The sequence below is a fragment of the Marinobacter sp. H13 genome, assembly GCF_059072335.1.
Window position 1 is genome coordinate 3586947 of record NZ_JCACRU010000001.1, and the last position, 15265, is coordinate 3602211.

Sequence of the window (15265 nt, forward strand, 5' to 3'; positions counted from 1 at the left end):
GCCTTACGCAGATTTTTTCCGGGCTTCCTTGATCACATCGTAGGCATGACTGATTTCGCGGGTGCGTTCCTCTGCCATCTCCCGCATGCTCTCGGGCAATCCCCGGCCCGCAAGTTTATCCGGGTGGTTCTCACTCATCAGCTTACGGTAGGCCTTCTTGAGCTCATCATCACTGGCGGAAGGCGATACCCCAAGAACCTTGTAGGCATCGCTGATCTGATCAGCGGAGGAGGGCTGGCCAGCACCGGCCCGGTTGGTGTGGGCCCCACGGAGCATGGCTTCGAGCTGGTCCACCTGGCTCTCCGGTAACCCCAGCCCACGGGCGATTTTTACCAGCATTTCGTGTTCGGCCGGGTGCACCTTGCCGTCCGCAGCTACGGCTGATACCTGAACCTGCAGGAACATCTGGAGAAACGCGGGTTGGCGTCCGCTGGCCTGGAGGAACTGGTTAAGCTCGGCATCCAGGTCGAAATCCGGCTCTTTACCACGGTTGAAGGCGGTTTTGGCCTTGGCTTTCTGTTCTTCATTCAGGCGGAAGCGAACGAACATGGCTTCGGCCATCTGAATTTCATCCCTGGATACCACGCCATCTGCCTTGCAGAGGGCACCCATCACAGCAAAAACCGATTCAATAAAACCGGACTGAATGCTCTGGAGCTTGCCAATCAGGCGGCGCTTGAGAAGGTTCAAGAGAAAGGCGCCAATCGCCGCACCTATGAGAAAGCCCGGGAATTTGCCAAAGGCGTAGCCAATCAGACCGCCAATTATGATTGCAAACAGCATTAATAAGTCCTTAACAGGAATGAATCAGCCCATAGAATATACGTGTTTTTCAGCCCGGCTTCATGAACAGGCTTTCATCGACCTGTGAAAAAGCCACGTAAGCTATTAGATTAAATCATTTATGAGGGGGCAGTAGTCATGACCCAAGACCTGTTTTCTAACCTGCCACCGGAACAGACAGTCGAGCCTCTGATGGATGGCGCGGTGGTGCTGCGGCAGTTCGCGCTCCCGAACGCCGAATCACTCATGGCCAGCATTGAAACGGTTACCTCAGAAGCGCCGTTCAGACACATGAAGACCCCTGGTGGCCATGCCATGTCTGCGGCCATGAGCTGCTGCGGGGATCTTGGCTGGGTTACCGATAGCAGGGGTTACCGGTATCAGGCGGAGGATCCGGAATCCGGCCGGCCTTGGCCCGCCATGCCTGCGGCTTTCCGGGAACTGGCCAGAAGCGCCGCCGAAACCGCTGGTTTTGAGGGATTTGAACCGGACGCCTGTCTGATCAATCGATACCAGCCCGGGGCAAGAATGGGGCTGCATCAGGACAAGGACGAGCAGGACTTCACGCAGCCCATCGTGTCGGTTTCTCTGGGCCTGCCGATGGTGTTCCAGTTTGGTGGTCTCAAACGCAGCGAACGCCCCATCCGCGTGCCACTTGCCCATGGTGACGTTGTGGTCTGGGGCGGCCCGGCCCGGATGCGTTATCACGGCGTGCTGACCCTCAAAGCCGGGGAGCACCCGCTAACGGGCGGGTATCGTTACAATCTGACGTTCCGTCGGGCCAGGTAAGGGATTACTGCAGCCAGGCGACCAGAAGCCCGGCTGCCAGAGAGAGCACCATCGGCCCCCCGACCAGCAGCCCGATCTGGCGATTGCCGACAAACCCGGCCAGCGCCGATTTCACGAGGTTGTTGGTGGCAGCGGCGATCACAATGCCTATGACTGCTGTTCCCATGGCCAGGCTGTTGTTGGACATGCGGGTCAGGGAGAGGGTAATTGCGTCCACATCCGCGATGCCGGAGGTGGCTGCCAGGAAATAGATGCCCGCATCACCTAGCCAGTTGCCGAGGAACTCGCCCATAAGCAGGATGGCTGTGAGCAACGCGCCAAAAACCAGGGCAGAGGTCAAATCCAGCGGGTTCTGGTTAAGGGTTGGTTGGCTTACCTGAAGCTCTCGGTCATTTTTCCGCCAGATAAAGAGCGCGGGCCCGTATAGCAGGGCGGTCATCACCAGCACGGGCCAGATCAGACTGGGCAACAGATCGGGATTGATCACCAGGCAATAAACCAGGATACGGGGGAACATGGTGCCGCAGGCAATCAGGATACCGGTGGCGAACTGGGCGTTGAGCTGCGGAGTTTTCGAGGCCTGGCGGGCGAAGTGCAGCGTGAGGGCAGTGGACGAGCTCAACCCGGCGAATAGGCTGGTAAACAGGATGCCTTTGCGGGTACCGGCGACCCTTATGGCGAAATAGCCGACAAAGGAAATGGAGGCGATCATCACCACCATCCACCAGATTTCCCGGGGATTCAGAACCCCGCCAGGCCCCATCTTTTCGTTTGGCAGCAACGGCAGCATGACCACGGAAATCAGCAGCAGCTTGAGAGCGGCATCCAGTTCATGTTCCTTCAGCTTGTTGACCCAACCGTGGATTTCTTCCTTGTTGTCCAGAATGATTGCGGTTACCACCGCTGCGGCCGTGGCGATGACCGGGTCCACTGCCACCGCCACCGCACCGAAGCAGAAGGTCAGCACCATGCCAACCATACCGGTGATGCTGAAATTACGGATATGCTCAAGGCGCTCGCTGTAGGCCACGATGGCCATGGCCACGACACTGACCAGAAGCACGGGAAACGCCCATTCCGTGATTTCCTGTGCCAATACCGCGGAAATACCGCCAAGCAGGCCTACCAGGGCAAAGGTGCGGATGCCGGCAATTCGCTCGCCGGATTTCTGTTCCCGGGCATCCCATCCCCGCTCCAGGCCAATGATGGCGCCAAGCAAAAGCGCAACGGCGAGGTCGAGAGTGGTCTGGTTTCCGGCCAGAAACTGGGAAGCAAGATCATCCATGGGAGGGCGTAGGCTCCTGTTAATAATTGAATATGTTGATGATAGCAGCAGGTGCAACCGGTCGTTACACCTCTAAGAAGATTCCCGTAACCGCCTTACTTTCCCGTTAGGGGTCTGGTAAGCTTCGCGACCCTGAAATTCGCAGTTACCTGATTTTCATCAACCGTGCAGCAAACTGAAACCGTGACGATCCTTCCGCCCTAGCGCTCAGCTTCCTCTTCCTCTGGTTTAATCCCCTGAGACATATCCCTGTAGCCAACGTGAGATAGGTTGGGTGCAATCGACGGTTTTATCTCAGTTTTTTTATCTCCACAGCAATCCGGAAACCCGACATTATGGTGAATTCCCTAAAAGCCAACTGGCTTTCGAACATTCGTGGCGATGTGCTCGCCGGTATCGTCGTGGCGCTGGCACTGATCCCGGAGGCCATTGCCTTCTCGATCATTGCCGGTGTCGATCCCAAAGTGGGTCTTTACGCCTCTTTTTGTATTGCGGTGATCATTGCCTTCGTGGGTGGCCGTCCCGGCATGATTTCGGCAGCCACTGGCGCCATGGCCCTGTTGATGGTGACACTGGTTAAAGAGCATGGTCTCGAGTATCTCCTTGCTGCGACGCTGCTGACCGGTGTTCTTCAGATTGCCGCTGGCTACCTTAAGCTCGGCGGCCTGATGCGGTTCGTCTCGCGCTCGGTGGTAACCGGTTTTGTAAACGCCCTGGCCATCCTTATTTTTATGGCGCAGCTGCCCGAACTGACGAATGTTACCTGGCATGTCTACGCCATGACGGCGGCCGGCCTCGGCATCATCTACCTGTTCCCGCTGCTGCCCCGGATCGGCAAGATCCTGCCTTCACCTCTGGTGTGCATTGTGGTTCTGACCGGCGTTGCCATGTACCTGAACCTCGACATCCGCACGGTCGGTGATATGGGCGAATTGCCCGATACTCTGCCGATCTTCCTGTGGCCGGATGTGCCCCTGAACCTGGAAACCCTGATGATCATCCTGCCGTACTCCGTGGGGCTGGCTGTTGTGGGGCTGCTGGAATCGATGATGACCGCAACCATCGTCGATGACCTGACCGACACCACCAGTGACCGCAACCGTGAGTGCAAGGGTCAGGGCATTGCCAACATCGGCTCCGGCCTGCTTGGTGGTATGGCGGGCTGCGCGATGATCGGGCAGTCCATTATCAATATCAAATCCGGCGGCCGTACCCGGCTGTCGACACTGACTGCCGGTGTGTTCCTGCTGATTATGGTGTTGGTGCTGGACAAGTGGCTGGTCCAGATCCCCATGGCGGCCCTCGTTGCTGTGATGATCATGGTGTCGATTGGTACCTTCAGTTGGGGCTCGATCAAGAACCTGCGGGAACATCCGCTTTCAACCAACATCGTGATGGTTGTTACGGTGATTGTGGTGGTTGCCACCCATAACCTGGCGTTCGGCGTTCTGGCCGGCGTTCTGCTGGCGGCCCTGTTTTTTGCCAACAAAGTTGGCCATTACATGCTGGTGACCTCTGAGCTGGATGAAGCAAGCGATACCCGCACCTACACAGTGGTGGGCCAGGTGTTTTTCAGTTCCTCGGAAAAATTCACGGAATCCTTTGATTTCAAGGAAGCAGTCGATAATGTGGTCATTGATCTGAGCCGGGCCCATTTCTGGGATATCACCGCAGTCGGTGCCCTGGACAAGGCGGTCATCAAGTTCCGCCGGGAAGGCGCGGAAGTTGAGGTTATCGGGCTGAATGAAGCCAGTGCCACGATTGTTGACCGCTTTGGCGTGCACGACAAGCCGGACGCCGTTGACCAGCTGATGGGGCACTGACATGACACAGACCAAGGAATCCAACAGCGATCGCAGTCAGAATAACAATCACAAGGATCATGAAGGCGAGGTTGAGATGTTACGAGTAGTTGCCTGTATTGATGGCTCCCAGGCGGCGCCGGCGGTTTGCGATTACGCAGCCTGGGCCAGCAAGCACATGGAAACGCCCATGATGCTGCTGCACGTGCTGGACGAGGAACGTTATCCGGCGGAGCCGGATCTGGCTGGCAACATTGGTCTGGGCAGCCGTGAACAGCTGCTCGAAGACCTGGCAGAGCTGGACCGCAAGCGCGCCAAGCTGGCCCTGGAACACGGCCACCACATGCTGGACGAAGCGGCAAAGCGGGTCAGCGAATCCGGTATCAATGACGTGGTGCAGCGTCAGCGCCATGGTGACCTGACCGAGTCTCTGCTGGCGCTGGAGAATCAGACCCGCCTGCTGGTCATGGGGCTGCACGGTGAAAGCAGTTCCGAGCGTGACACCCACATCGGCAGTCAGTTGGAGACGGTGATTCGCAGCATGCACCGCCCGATTCTCCTGGTGCCGGACGACTATACCCAGCCCCGCAGCGCCATGCTGGCCTTCGATGGCAGCGCTACGGCGTTCAAGGGCGTGGAATTGCTGGCTGGCAGCCCGGTTCTGAAAGGCATGCCGTTGCATCTGGTGATGGTTGGACCGGACACCAACGACCGCTGGGAGCAGCTCAGGAAAGCCGAGAAAATGCTGGCAGGTCTGGAATCCGAGATCACTCTGGCGATCCGGGCCGGGGATGTGGAACCCGCGTTGCACGCCTACCAGGAAGAACACGACATCGACATCCTGGTGATGGGCGCCTATGGGCACTCCCGCATCCGTCAGTTCCTGGTGGGCAGTACAACCACCACGATGCTGAAAACCGCCAAAAAGCCCCTGGTGGTGCTTCGCTAGGTTACTTCCTGGGCCAATTCGGCCAGATAGGCCATCGCCGCGCGGTGGCCTTGCTGATACCCCAGATCCAGCTTGTTCAGATCCGTGGTCAACCGGCTTACCGGAAAATCCTCCGGTGGCGCGATAATCCGGAGCCGGCAGTCCTCCGGCGGATTTCGAATGAATTCCAGTGTCTCGTTGTATCTTTCGCCCCGCCGGATTATGGCCTCGGCGAGCCCCGGTTGCTCCCGGAACATCCGCTTGGTGAGCGCCGGAAACGCCAACGGCTTCTTCTCATAGCCCAGCGGTCGGGAAAGCACCACCGTGATATCCCGGGCTCCCCGGCGATAGGCCTCCGCAACCGGAATGGAATCGGCAATTCCGCCATCACTCATGGGCTCGTCCTCCACTCTTGGATAATCACGGTAGGCCAGGGGAATGGAGCAGGAGGCGGTGAGCACGTTGTGGATGTTCTGGTCGTCGACCGGAAAATACCGGGCCTCACCGGTCACCACCGACGTGGTTGCCACCCAGAGTTTGGTGGTGCCAGACAGGTAGCGTTCCAGATCGAGTGGTACTTCCTGGTAAGACTGATGCCAGAGCCAGTGAACATCGCACAAATGCCCGCCCTGGAAGAAACGCCCCCAGTTGATGAATTCCGGCCGACAGGCGTGGTCGGTGATTACTCGATGATTTCGGCCGTGATGGCCGCAGAGGTAGCCGATGAGATTGGTTGAGCCCGCGGAGACGCCCCAGGCTTCCGTGAAAGGCTGATGCCGCTTTTCGAGAAAGGCATCGAGTACGCCGGCGGCGAAGATGCCGCGCATGGCGCCACCTTCGACAACGAGGGCATTGCTGGTTGTGGTGTCACTGTGGGTCTGGAGCATCCGTTCCCCCTATCTTGTGTGTTCTCCGGTCATGCCAATACATGAACTCAGCTTACCAGTTCGACGGTCGCTTTGGGCAGTCGGATGTGCCCTCAGGCGCTGTTGCCGGCCGCCACACCCGAAGCCCAGGCCCACTGGAAATTATGGCCGCCGAGGTGGCCGGTCACGTCCACCACCTCACCGATGAAATACAGGTTTGGCTTCTCCAGCACCGCCATGGTTTTGGAGGAGAGCTGGCGTGTATCCACACCCCCCAGGGTAACCTCTGCCGTGCGGTAGCCCTCGGTTCCCGCCGGCTTGATCGACCAATGGCCGAGGACATCGGCAACCTGCTCAATATCGCTGTTCTTGTAGCCCTGCAAGGGACCGGTCCAGCCCTGCAGTTCGTTGAAGGCCTGGGCAAACCGTTTTGGCAGGTGCTGGGTCAGGTAGTTTGCAATGGTTGACTGCGGGCGGGTTTTCCGGAGGTTCAGCAGGTCATCCTTGATGCGGCAGGCCGGCAGCAGATCGATGGCCAGGCTGTCGCCCGGCTCCCAGAAACTGGAAATCTGGAGCATCGCCGGGCCACTGAGCCCGCGATGGGTGACCAGCATCGGTTCCCGGAAGTGCTGGTCATGGCACTGCACGTCAACGGGACAACTGACACCGGACAAAGGCGCGAGCTGGTCTTTCAATTCCGGCTGCAGGGTAAAGGGTACCAGGCCCGCGCGGGTGGGAAGTATGTCCAGCCCGAACTGCTCGGCTACCCGGTAACCGAATGCGGTGGCGCCCATGGTGGGAATCGACAGGCCACCGGTGGCGATCACCAGGGATTCACAGGTGAGATCGCCGGAGCCGACGCTCAGGCGGTAGCCGCTGTCGATTTCGGTAATGCGGTCGACCGTTGTTTTCATTCTCACTTCTGCTCCTGCCCACTCGCATTCGGTCAGCAGCATGTTGAGGATATCCTTGGCGCTGTCCTTGCAGAACAACTGGCCAGGGGCTTTTTCCTCATGCTCAATGCCGTGCCGGTCTACCAGTTCCAGAAAATCCTGGGGCGTGTAGCGCTTGAGTGCGGAAATGCAGTAGTGCGGGTTGTCCGACAGGAAGTTGGCGGGCGTGCTGTTCAGGTTGGTGAAGTTGCAGCGGCCGCCGCCGGACATGAGGATTTTCTTGCCTGGCTTGTTGGCGTGGTCCAGCACCAGCACCCTGCGGCCGCGATAGCCGGCGGTTGCCGCACACATCAGGCCCGCCGCGCCGGCGCCGAGGATGATTACGTCGTACTGTGATGCTGAAACTGCCGTCATACTGCCCGCCGTTGGAAAGAAAACGGCGGGCAGTATACCAGTCTCAGGGCAGGTAGACGGAGCCTTCCATGAAGAATGCAGCCTGGCCGGCGATGTCGACCCGATCCCCCTTCAACTCGCAGTGCAGCACGCCGCCCCGGGCTGAAACCTGCCGGGCGTCGAGCCGTGTCTTGCCCAGTTTTTCTGACCAGTAGGGCACGAGCACGCTGTGAATGGAGCCGGTAACCGGGTCTTCATCAATACCGGCGCCCGGAGCGAAATAGCGGCTGACGAAATCGCAGTCTTCGCCAGGTGCGGTGATGATCAGCCCCTGATTGCCGATTTGCTTGAGTTTGCGCAGATCCGGTTGAGCAGATCGCACGGCGTCCTCATCCCTCAGAACCACCATGTAATTGGTGTCGTTTGGAACAAAAAACGAAGCATCAGGCGCGTTATCCAGGGCTTCCCGAATCAGTGCCGGCGTGCTCTGTTCCTCGAAAGCCAGATTCGGGAAATCCAATACCAGCCAGCCATCATCGGCCTGCCGGACGGAGAGTGGGCCGCTTTTGGAGCGAATGCGAATCTGATCTTTGTCCCAGCCAAGTTTGTTGAAGATGACCCAGGCGCTGGCCAAAGTGGCGTGGCCACACAAGGGTACTTCGATGCCCGGAGTGAACCAGCGAATGTGGAAATCGGCTTCGTCCCCCTCAGGCAGCTGCACGAAGAAGGCGGTTTCGGAGAGGTTGTTCTCAATGGCAAGCGAGAGCATGGTTTCGTCCGGAAGCCAGCTTTCCAGCGGCATGACCGCGGCCGGGTTGCCACCGAAAATCTTGCTGGTAAAAGCATCAACCTGGTAAATGGGGTAGGTCATGGCTGTTCTCCTGATGGGCGGTTTCGACTGATGATAACGCGCCTGGGGGTGCCGTACCGAGTCGTTCTTGCCGTTCAGTTCTTTTCCCTGCGCAGGTCCAGCGGGTCGAGCAGCCCGGTGGCAATGGCTGTGCCGGTAACATCCGGCAGGCGATCGGCGCCCAGGCGTTTCATGACTCGTGCCCGGTAGAGATCAATCGTCTTGACACTGACATCCAGCTGTTCTGCGATTTCCCGGCTCGTGTAGCCCTGGGCCAGTGGCAGGAACACGTCCCGTTCACGGCGGGTGAGGGTGGCCAGCAGGGCTTCGGTTGCCTCATCACCCTGCAACTCTGGAGCGGACTGCTGATGTTCCTGCAGCGCCTGTTGGACGCTGTCCAGGAGCAGTTGTTCATTGAACGGCTTCTCGATGAAATCGAAGGCCCCGGACTTGAACGCCCTCACCACAATGGGAACGTCGGCGTGCCCGGAGACAAAGATGATCGGCAGGTCCAGCCCCCGCTTCTGAAGCTCCTCCTGAACGTTCAGGCCGCCCAGCCCGGGCATCCGCACATCCAGAACCACGCAGCCCGCTTTCTTGTTGCCAACCGCATCCAGGAATTTCCGGCCGTCGCTGTAGGCTTCCACGTTCAAGCCGACCGATTCCAGCAACCACTGGGTGGATTCCAGCATGCCGGCGTCGTCGTCAACCACATAAACGGTGGTGGCTTCCGGTGTCGCTTGATCACTCATCTGGCTGCATCTCCGTGTTCGGGGTTCTGTTCTTGTGGCCCGGGCCGGCCGGGAAACGGCAGATCAGGGAGAGTCCGCCCGTTGCTGCCGGCCTGGCGTCCAGGAAGCCTCCAAAGCCTTCGATAATCGAACGGCTCATCGAGAGCCCGAGGCCAAGCCCCTGGGGCTTGCTGGTATAGAACGGCTGGAACATCTGGCGAATGCCCTGCGCGTCGAGCCCCGGGCCTTCGTCGATGACCTCAATCAGGGTTTCGTTCTGATCGTTGATGCAGGTCGTTATGGCGATCTGCGAGTGTGGGCCCGGGTTGTCCTCACCGCGAGCCTCAACAGTGGCTTCGATACCGTTGCGGATCAGATTGATCAGCACCTGTTCCAGAAGCACCGGGTCGGCGGTGATGACGGGCGCACAACAGGCCAGATTCTCGCGGATCTGCACTTTGTTTTTCTCGGCCTCCCATTGGCAAAGACGGGCGACATTGCTGACGACTTCATTCAGTGCGATTGGTGCGGTCCGCTTCTGCCCCTTGCGCAGGAAGGCTCGCAAACGTTTGATGACCTCCGAGGCCCGGTTGGCATGGTGAACAATCTTCTGGAGGCCATCGTCCACTCGATCGAGGCATTCGGGATTGGTTCGGGCGCTTTTGAGATAGCGCTGGCTGGCGCTGGCAAAGTTCACGATGGTGGCCAATGGCTGGTTCATCTCGTGGGCAATGCTTGAGGCAAGCTCCCCCAGAGTGGCGAGCCTGGCGGTGTGGGCGAGTTCGTCGGCCAGCCTGCGGTTGTTCTCCTCGGACTCTACCCGGGCGGTGATATCCCGGGATACGCTGATGACTTCAATCACAGCGCCAGTGTAGGTTTCCCGAATGGCCCTGCTGGCAATCTCGAACCAGCGGCGGGAACCGTCCCGGTGAATAATCTCAAGGGTCATGGTGGCGTAGCCGTCGTCCCGTAGCTGGTTGCGGGTTTCAGCCAGCTTCTGAACCACCTGATCGCCCCGGAAAATTTCTTCCAGGGGCTTACCCCTCAGTTCTTCCGGCCAGTAGCCCAGCAGCCGCCAGGATGCGGGCGTGGCATCGATAAACCGTCCGTCCGGGGCATGGCGGGAAATGAGGTCGGTGGTGTTCTCGGTAATCAGCCGGTAAAGACGGTTGGAGCGGGTCGCTTCTTCCCGGTTGATGATTTCGTCTGTAGCGTCTCTGGCCCGCGCCAGAACCGTCGAGCTCCCGATATCGGGGACGAACGTCCACACCAGGAAACGCTCGGTGGTGTCTGCCGGAATTCTGGCTTCCACATTCTCGATCGACCGTTCCTGCTCCAGGGACGACTTCACAAGCGCCTGAACGTTGATCGGCAGCAGATGGAACAGCGAGGTCAGGTTGGCGTTCTGGCAAAGATGATGGCTGGCCAGGTTGCCCTCCAGAACGCTGCCTGTCGCATCCAGGATCAAACCGGGTTGCGGGTCGGCGTCATGCAAACTAAATACACTTGGAGTGGAAAAATCGTTCATGGCTTATCGTTATAGTAAATTAACTATAATACGTTGGTATAGTTTCTAGTGTTTTTGCTATCCAATACTATTCTGACCAGCCCGAAGTATAGCTAGTTTAGCGATATTCCTGAATACGCCATAAGAACAACAGTACTCAAGAGGACCACGCAATGACCTCGATATTTGATCAAGGCCTGGCGCCCGTCGACGCCAACTACGCCGTCCAATCCCCCGTTGATTTCATCGAACGGACCGCCACGGTTTACCCGGAGTATCCCGCCGTCATTCACGGGGCCATCCGTTACAACTGGGCGCAGACCTACGAACGTTGCCGCCGTCTGGCATCAGCCCTCAAAGGGCGCGGCATCGGACGCGGTGATACCGTTGCTGTCATGCTTCCGAATATTCCCGCAATGGTGGAAGCCCATTTCGGGGTGCCCATGATTGGCGCGGTGCTGAACACCCTGAACGTTCGCCTGGACGCTGAGGCTATCGCCTTCATGCTGGATCACGGTGAGGCCAAGGTTGTGATTGCCGACCGGGAGTTCGGTGAGGTGATCAGGGACGCCGTCAGCCGGCTGGACACCAAGCCGCTGGTGATCGATGTGGACGATCCAGAGTATGGCGAGGGTGTTCAGGTCAGCGATCTGGACTACGAGGCGTTCCTGCAGGAAGGGGATCCGGCATTCCAGTGGAGCTTCCCGGAGAACGAGTGGGATGCGATCTCTCTGAACTACACCTCCGGCACTACCGGCAATCCAAAAGGTGTGGTCTATCATCATCGTGGCGCCTACATCAATGCCATCGGCAACCAGACAGTCTGGTCCATGGACATGCACCCGGTGTACCTGTGGACCTTGCCGATGTTCCACTGCAACGGCTGGTGCTTCCCCTGGACCATCACCGCCATGGCAGGAACCCACGTCTGCCTGCGCCGGGTTGACCCGGAGAAGATCCTGCAGTTGATCCGCGACCATCAGGTTACCCACATGTGCGGCGCCCCGATTGTGCTTAACGCATTGCTGAACGTGCCGGAATCCGCCAAGGCCGGCATTGATCACGACGTGAAGTCCATGACAGCAGGCGCGGCACCCCCCGCCCAGGTCATTGGTGCCATCGAGGAAATGGGCATCCAGGTGACTCACGTTTACGGTCTGACCGAAGTCTATGGCCCGGTAACCGTTTGTGCCTGGAAATCCGAGTGGGATGCGCTGCCACTGCATGATCGTGCCCGGAAAAAGGCCCGTCAGGGCGTTCGTTATCACACCCTGGCAGGCACCATGGTCGGCGATCCGAACACCATGGAAGCGGTGCCGAAAGACGGCAAAACCATTGGTGAAATCTTCCTGCGCGGTAATACCGTGATGAAGGGCTACCTGAAGAACCCCAAAGCCACCGAAGAGGCCTTCCGGGGTGGCTGGTTCCACACCGGCGACCTGGCGGTATGGCACGAAGACGGCTACATGGAGATCAAGGACCGGCTGAAGGACATTATCATCTCCGGTGGTGAGAACATTTCCACCATTGAGGTTGAGGATACCCTGTACCGCCACCCGGCTGTGCTTGAGGCAGCTGTGGTTGCCCGGCCGGACGAAAAGTGGGGCGAAACCCCCTGCGCCTTTGTGACCCTGAAGCCGGAAGCCGGTCAAGTCAGCGAGGAAGACATCATCAACTTCTGCCGCGAGCACCTGGCCCGGTTCAAGGTACCGAAGACCATCGTCTTCTCGGAGCTGCCCAAAACCTCCACGGGTAAGATCCAGAAGTTCGTGCTGAGGGACCAGGCCAAAGAACTGGACTGATTCCCCGATCGGCTGCGCCGGCCCCGGCGCAGCCGAATTAAACCAGAAAAAACAACGCTGTCAGGCACACGCGCCGCGTGAGCCCGGAGACCTTTTTATGCAAATGTTTCACCGAAAGAACGGGGAAGAGCAGCCGTTCTGGCCGGCCGGTCCCTTCAAGGTTCGTCTGCCGTTCGTTCATTACCGCTGGGAGTTCGCGGAGATGGTGCAGGCTCTGATCATGTTCGTGGTCAGCCTGGCCATGATTCCCCTTCTTGAGAAATACCTGGGTGTGCCCTACGACGTGGCTCTGGCTTACGTGGTGATCTGTGGTATCGGTTTCATGCTGCCGGCACTGCTGGGTGTTCCCCTGGTTCCGGGCTGGATTACGCCGGGGATTCCTGTGGTTCTGCTGTTCCTGAGCGACTATGAGCCGGGCCCCGAGGCGATTCAGGCGCTGTTCGCGCTGCAGTTCCTGGTGTTCATTATCTTCCTGGTTCTGGGTATTACCCGCCTGGGCAGCAAACTGGTGGAGCTGATTCCCCGTTCCATGAAAGGCGGGATTATCATCGGTGCCGGTATCGCCGCCCTGATGGGTGAGATTGAGGCAGGCGGACGTCTCGCCAACACGCCGATCTCCCTGATCATCGGTGGCCTGGTGTGCCTCTACCTGATGTTCTCGGTATCGTTCAAAGGTTTTGTGGAAAGCAATTCAATCGCCCGCAAGATTGCCAACTACGGCATGGTGCCGGGTATGGTGGTTGCGATCCTGGTTGGCTTTGCAACTGGCGAATACGAGGTGCCCAATGTGGAGTGGGGCATCACCAAACCCGCGTTTGATGAGCTGTGGAACTACCTGCCGTTCGCCGTCGGATTCCCGGATGCCAACGTCTTCCTGTACGCCATTCCCACGGCGGTGATCGCCTACGTGATTGCCTTCGGCGATATCGTGGTCGGCCAGTCATTGATGAACCGCGTTGATCATCTGCGCAAAGACGAAGATATCGATAACAGCATCGACCGGGTGCATCTGGTAACCGCTATCCGCAATGGTGGCCACGCGTTCTTCGCACCCTATCCGGGGCTGGCGGGCCCGATCTGGACGGCTGTCACTGCCACCATGGCCGAGCGCTACAAGTACGGTCGTAACGCCATGGACTCCATCTACAGTGGCGGCGGTACTTTCTGGATTACGGGTTTTATTGCGCTTTTCGTTCTGCCGCTGGTGAGCTTCTTCCAACCGGTGCTGCCGATTGCCCTGTCACTGACACTGCTGCTGACCGGCTATATCTGCCTGATGGTAGGCCTGGAGCAGCTGGAGAATAACACCGAGCGTGGCATCGCCGGCACTATGGGTGTGGTTCTCGCGGTATACGGTGCAGGTTGGGGCCTGGCCACCGGCGCCGTCCTCTATTTCCTGATTGAACGTACCAAATTGCTTGGCTTTACCGCCGACCCGGAAGCGCCGGGCGTGAAAGCCGCGGAAGAGCACTAAACCTGCGTCTTCCGGCTCTGCACCGGAAGGCGTTGACCCCCTGTGTGTCCTTGGGAGGCCTCGTGCCTCCCTTTTTTATGCCTGAATGTTTCCCTGAGCATGGGCGTTGACAGAATGTCATTTCGTGACAATTTGTCTAATTTTTCCTCCTGAAGTATTCCTTCCGCGCGGTTTCCGGGTTTAAACTGCCAGAACTGATGAAATTTTGTCCGCTGTTCAATACTGATAACAACACTACAAAAACAGGAGGCAGTCATGACCATCAGCTCCACGCCCGAGGGGGTGTCCGTTGAGCCGAGACATCTGCGGTTCGATGTCAGCGAGGATCTGAAAACGCTCTGGCATGGCAACGATGCTTTCCGGACCGCGTTCTTCAACGCCCTTTCCCTGCAATTTCCCGATGGCGAGCAGCAGTTTATCAATGCCGTAAGGCTCTATCGGGACAAGATCGAGGATCCAAAGCTTAAAGCGGAGATCCGCGGATTTATTGGCCAGGAAGCCCTGCACAGCAGGGAGCACAAGGATTACAACGAGGCCCTGAAGGCCCGGGGCTACGATATTGATGCCCTGGACCAACGGTTCCGCAAGCATATGGAGTGGGTGGGTAAACTGCCACCAAGCCGCCAACTGGCAGGTACCTGTGGCGCCGAGCACTACACCGCCGTCCTGGCCAATGCCATCCTGAGCCACCCGGAGTGGATGGAAGGCGCCACGCCGACCATGGCAAAGCTCTGGAGATGGCATGCGATTGAGGAAACCGAACACAAATCCGTCGCCTTTGATGTTTACCGGGAATGTGTCGGCAATGAACAGCTTCGCCGGATCGTCTTCCTCTTTGTTACCTGGAATTTCTTCAAGTACACCTTTTTGAATACCTGTAGCCTGCTGAAGGCCGATGGCAAACTCTGGAGCCTGCGCACCTGGGTTGGCGGGTTTAATTTTCTCTGGGGCAAGCCCGGAGTGCTCCGCAAGTGTCTGCCGGAATTCCTGGCGTATTTCCGTAAAGGCTTTCACCCCTGGCAGCAGGACAACCGCGAGCTGCTCGAGCAGAATCTCCGTGAGCTGGATATGACATCGGCAGCACGATAGGGCCGGGTTGCTGAAATTCTGATCGCGGTGTGTAAGACTGTGCGGCACAAAGAATAACGACAATAAAGGGGGC

General features: G+C 58.4%; 13 protein-coding genes. 6 read left to right on the plus strand and 7 right to left on the minus strand.

Annotated features, from left to right (window positions below; genetic code table 11):
- Positions 1–3: 3 nt before the first annotated feature.
- The gene (djlA, locus tag AC5JQH_RS16730; RefSeq protein ID WP_273017254.1) at positions 4–783 is read right to left on the minus strand and encodes a co-chaperone DjlA; all 780 of its coding nucleotides are present in this window, start codon (positions 781–783) and stop codon (positions 4–6) included.
- A gap of 138 nt (positions 784–921) precedes the next feature.
- Here djlA and alkB point away from each other — a divergent pair, with 138 nt between their 5' ends.
- The gene (alkB, locus tag AC5JQH_RS16735; protein WP_273017253.1) at positions 922–1572 is read left to right on the plus strand and encodes a DNA oxidative demethylase AlkB; all 651 of its coding nucleotides are present in this window, start codon (positions 922–924) and stop codon (positions 1570–1572) included.
- Positions 1573–1576: 4 nt separating this feature from the next.
- Here alkB and AC5JQH_RS16740 read toward each other — a convergent pair whose 3' ends face one another.
- The gene (locus tag AC5JQH_RS16740; RefSeq protein ID WP_053114764.1) at positions 1577–2857 is read right to left on the minus strand and encodes an MgtC/SapB family protein; all 1281 of its coding nucleotides are present in this window, start codon (positions 2855–2857) and stop codon (positions 1577–1579) included.
- Between the two features lie 335 nt (positions 2858–3192).
- Here AC5JQH_RS16740 and AC5JQH_RS16745 point away from each other — a divergent pair, with 335 nt between their 5' ends.
- Both AC5JQH_RS16745 and AC5JQH_RS16750 read left to right on the plus strand, forming a co-directional pair.
- Positions 3193–4680, plus strand: a complete 1488-nt coding sequence (locus tag AC5JQH_RS16745; protein WP_053114765.1) for a SulP family inorganic anion transporter — start codon at positions 3193–3195, stop codon at positions 4678–4680.
- A 1-nt stretch (position 4681) separates the two neighbouring features.
- Complete coding sequence (locus tag AC5JQH_RS16750; protein ID WP_053114766.1) at positions 4682–5608, plus strand: universal stress protein; 927 nt, start codon at positions 4682–4684, stop codon at positions 5606–5608.
- On the opposite strand, the gene AC5JQH_RS16755 is transcribed toward AC5JQH_RS16750, so the two are convergent.
- From AC5JQH_RS16755 to AC5JQH_RS16775, 5 genes are all read right to left on the minus strand, one after another.
- Positions 5605–6474, minus strand: coding sequence for a patatin-like phospholipase family protein (locus AC5JQH_RS16755; RefSeq protein ID WP_008170559.1), 870 nt, complete (start codon positions 6472–6474; stop codon positions 5605–5607). The genes AC5JQH_RS16750 and AC5JQH_RS16755 overlap by 4 nt on opposite strands.
- Before the next feature lie 92 nt (positions 6475–6566).
- Complete coding sequence (locus tag AC5JQH_RS16760) at positions 6567–7760, minus strand: BaiN/RdsA family NAD(P)/FAD-dependent oxidoreductase (protein ID WP_008170557.1); 1194 nt, start codon at positions 7758–7760, stop codon at positions 6567–6569.
- A gap of 43 nt (positions 7761–7803) precedes the next feature.
- Entirely contained in the window at positions 7804–8610 is an 807-nt protein-coding gene (locus AC5JQH_RS16765) for a PhzF family phenazine biosynthesis protein (protein ID WP_008170555.1), read from the minus strand.
- 74 nt (positions 8611–8684) lie between these two features.
- Complete coding sequence (locus AC5JQH_RS16770) at positions 8685–9341, minus strand: response regulator transcription factor (protein ID WP_008170554.1); 657 nt, start codon at positions 9339–9341, stop codon at positions 8685–8687.
- Positions 9334–10848, minus strand: a complete 1515-nt coding sequence (locus tag AC5JQH_RS16775; protein WP_008170553.1) for a PAS domain-containing sensor histidine kinase — start codon at positions 10846–10848, stop codon at positions 9334–9336. Before AC5JQH_RS16775 ends, AC5JQH_RS16770 begins: the two co-directional genes overlap by 8 nt.
- A 152-nt stretch (positions 10849–11000) precedes the next feature.
- Between AC5JQH_RS16775 and AC5JQH_RS16780 the strand changes: the two genes are divergently transcribed.
- The 3 genes from AC5JQH_RS16780 (at position 11001) to AC5JQH_RS16790 (ending at position 15192) form a co-directional block, all read left to right on the plus strand.
- The gene (locus AC5JQH_RS16780) at positions 11001–12629 is read left to right on the plus strand and encodes an acyl-CoA synthetase (protein ID WP_273085210.1); all 1629 of its coding nucleotides are present in this window, start codon (positions 11001–11003) and stop codon (positions 12627–12629) included.
- A 97-nt stretch (positions 12630–12726) separates the two neighbouring features.
- Positions 12727–14103, plus strand: coding sequence for a solute carrier family 23 protein (locus AC5JQH_RS16785; RefSeq protein ID WP_041645090.1), 1377 nt, complete (start codon positions 12727–12729; stop codon positions 14101–14103).
- A 255-nt stretch (positions 14104–14358) separates the two neighbouring features.
- The gene (locus AC5JQH_RS16790; protein WP_008170545.1) at positions 14359–15192 is read left to right on the plus strand and encodes a metal-dependent hydrolase; all 834 of its coding nucleotides are present in this window, start codon (positions 14359–14361) and stop codon (positions 15190–15192) included.
- The last annotated feature ends 73 nt before the right edge of the window (positions 15193–15265 follow it).

Coding starts and splice junctions, on each gene's coding strand:
- djlA (WP_273017254.1), bottom strand. CDS start 783: ATGCTGTTTGCAATCATAATTGGCGGTCTGATTGGCTACGCCTTTGGC.
- AC5JQH_RS16770 (WP_008170554.1), bottom strand. CDS start 9,341: ATGAGTGATCAAGCGACACCGGAAGCCACCACCGTTTATGTGGTTGAC.
- AC5JQH_RS16785 (WP_041645090.1), top strand. CDS start 12,727: ATGCAAATGTTTCACCGAAAGAACGGGGAAGAGCAGCCGTTCTGGCCG.
- AC5JQH_RS16750 (WP_053114766.1), top strand. CDS start 4,682: ATGACACAGACCAAGGAATCCAACAGCGATCGCAGTCAGAATAACAAT.
- AC5JQH_RS16780 (WP_273085210.1), top strand. CDS start 11,001: ATGACCTCGATATTTGATCAAGGCCTGGCGCCCGTCGACGCCAACTAC.
- AC5JQH_RS16790 (WP_008170545.1), top strand. CDS start 14,359: ATGACCATCAGCTCCACGCCCGAGGGGGTGTCCGTTGAGCCGAGACAT.
- AC5JQH_RS16760 (WP_008170557.1), bottom strand. CDS start 7,760: ATGACGGCAGTTTCAGCATCACAGTACGACGTAATCATCCTCGGCGCC.
- alkB (WP_273017253.1), top strand. CDS start 922: ATGACCCAAGACCTGTTTTCTAACCTGCCACCGGAACAGACAGTCGAG.
- AC5JQH_RS16745 (WP_053114765.1), top strand. CDS start 3,193: ATGGTGAATTCCCTAAAAGCCAACTGGCTTTCGAACATTCGTGGCGAT.
- AC5JQH_RS16755 (WP_008170559.1), bottom strand. CDS start 6,474: ATGCTCCAGACCCACAGTGACACCACAACCAGCAATGCCCTCGTTGTC.
- AC5JQH_RS16775 (WP_008170553.1), bottom strand. CDS start 10,848: ATGAACGATTTTTCCACTCCAAGTGTATTTAGTTTGCATGACGCCGAC.
- AC5JQH_RS16740 (WP_053114764.1), bottom strand. CDS start 2,857: ATGGATGATCTTGCTTCCCAGTTTCTGGCCGGAAACCAGACCACTCTC.
- AC5JQH_RS16765 (WP_008170555.1), bottom strand. CDS start 8,610: ATGACCTACCCCATTTACCAGGTTGATGCTTTTACCAGCAAGATTTTC.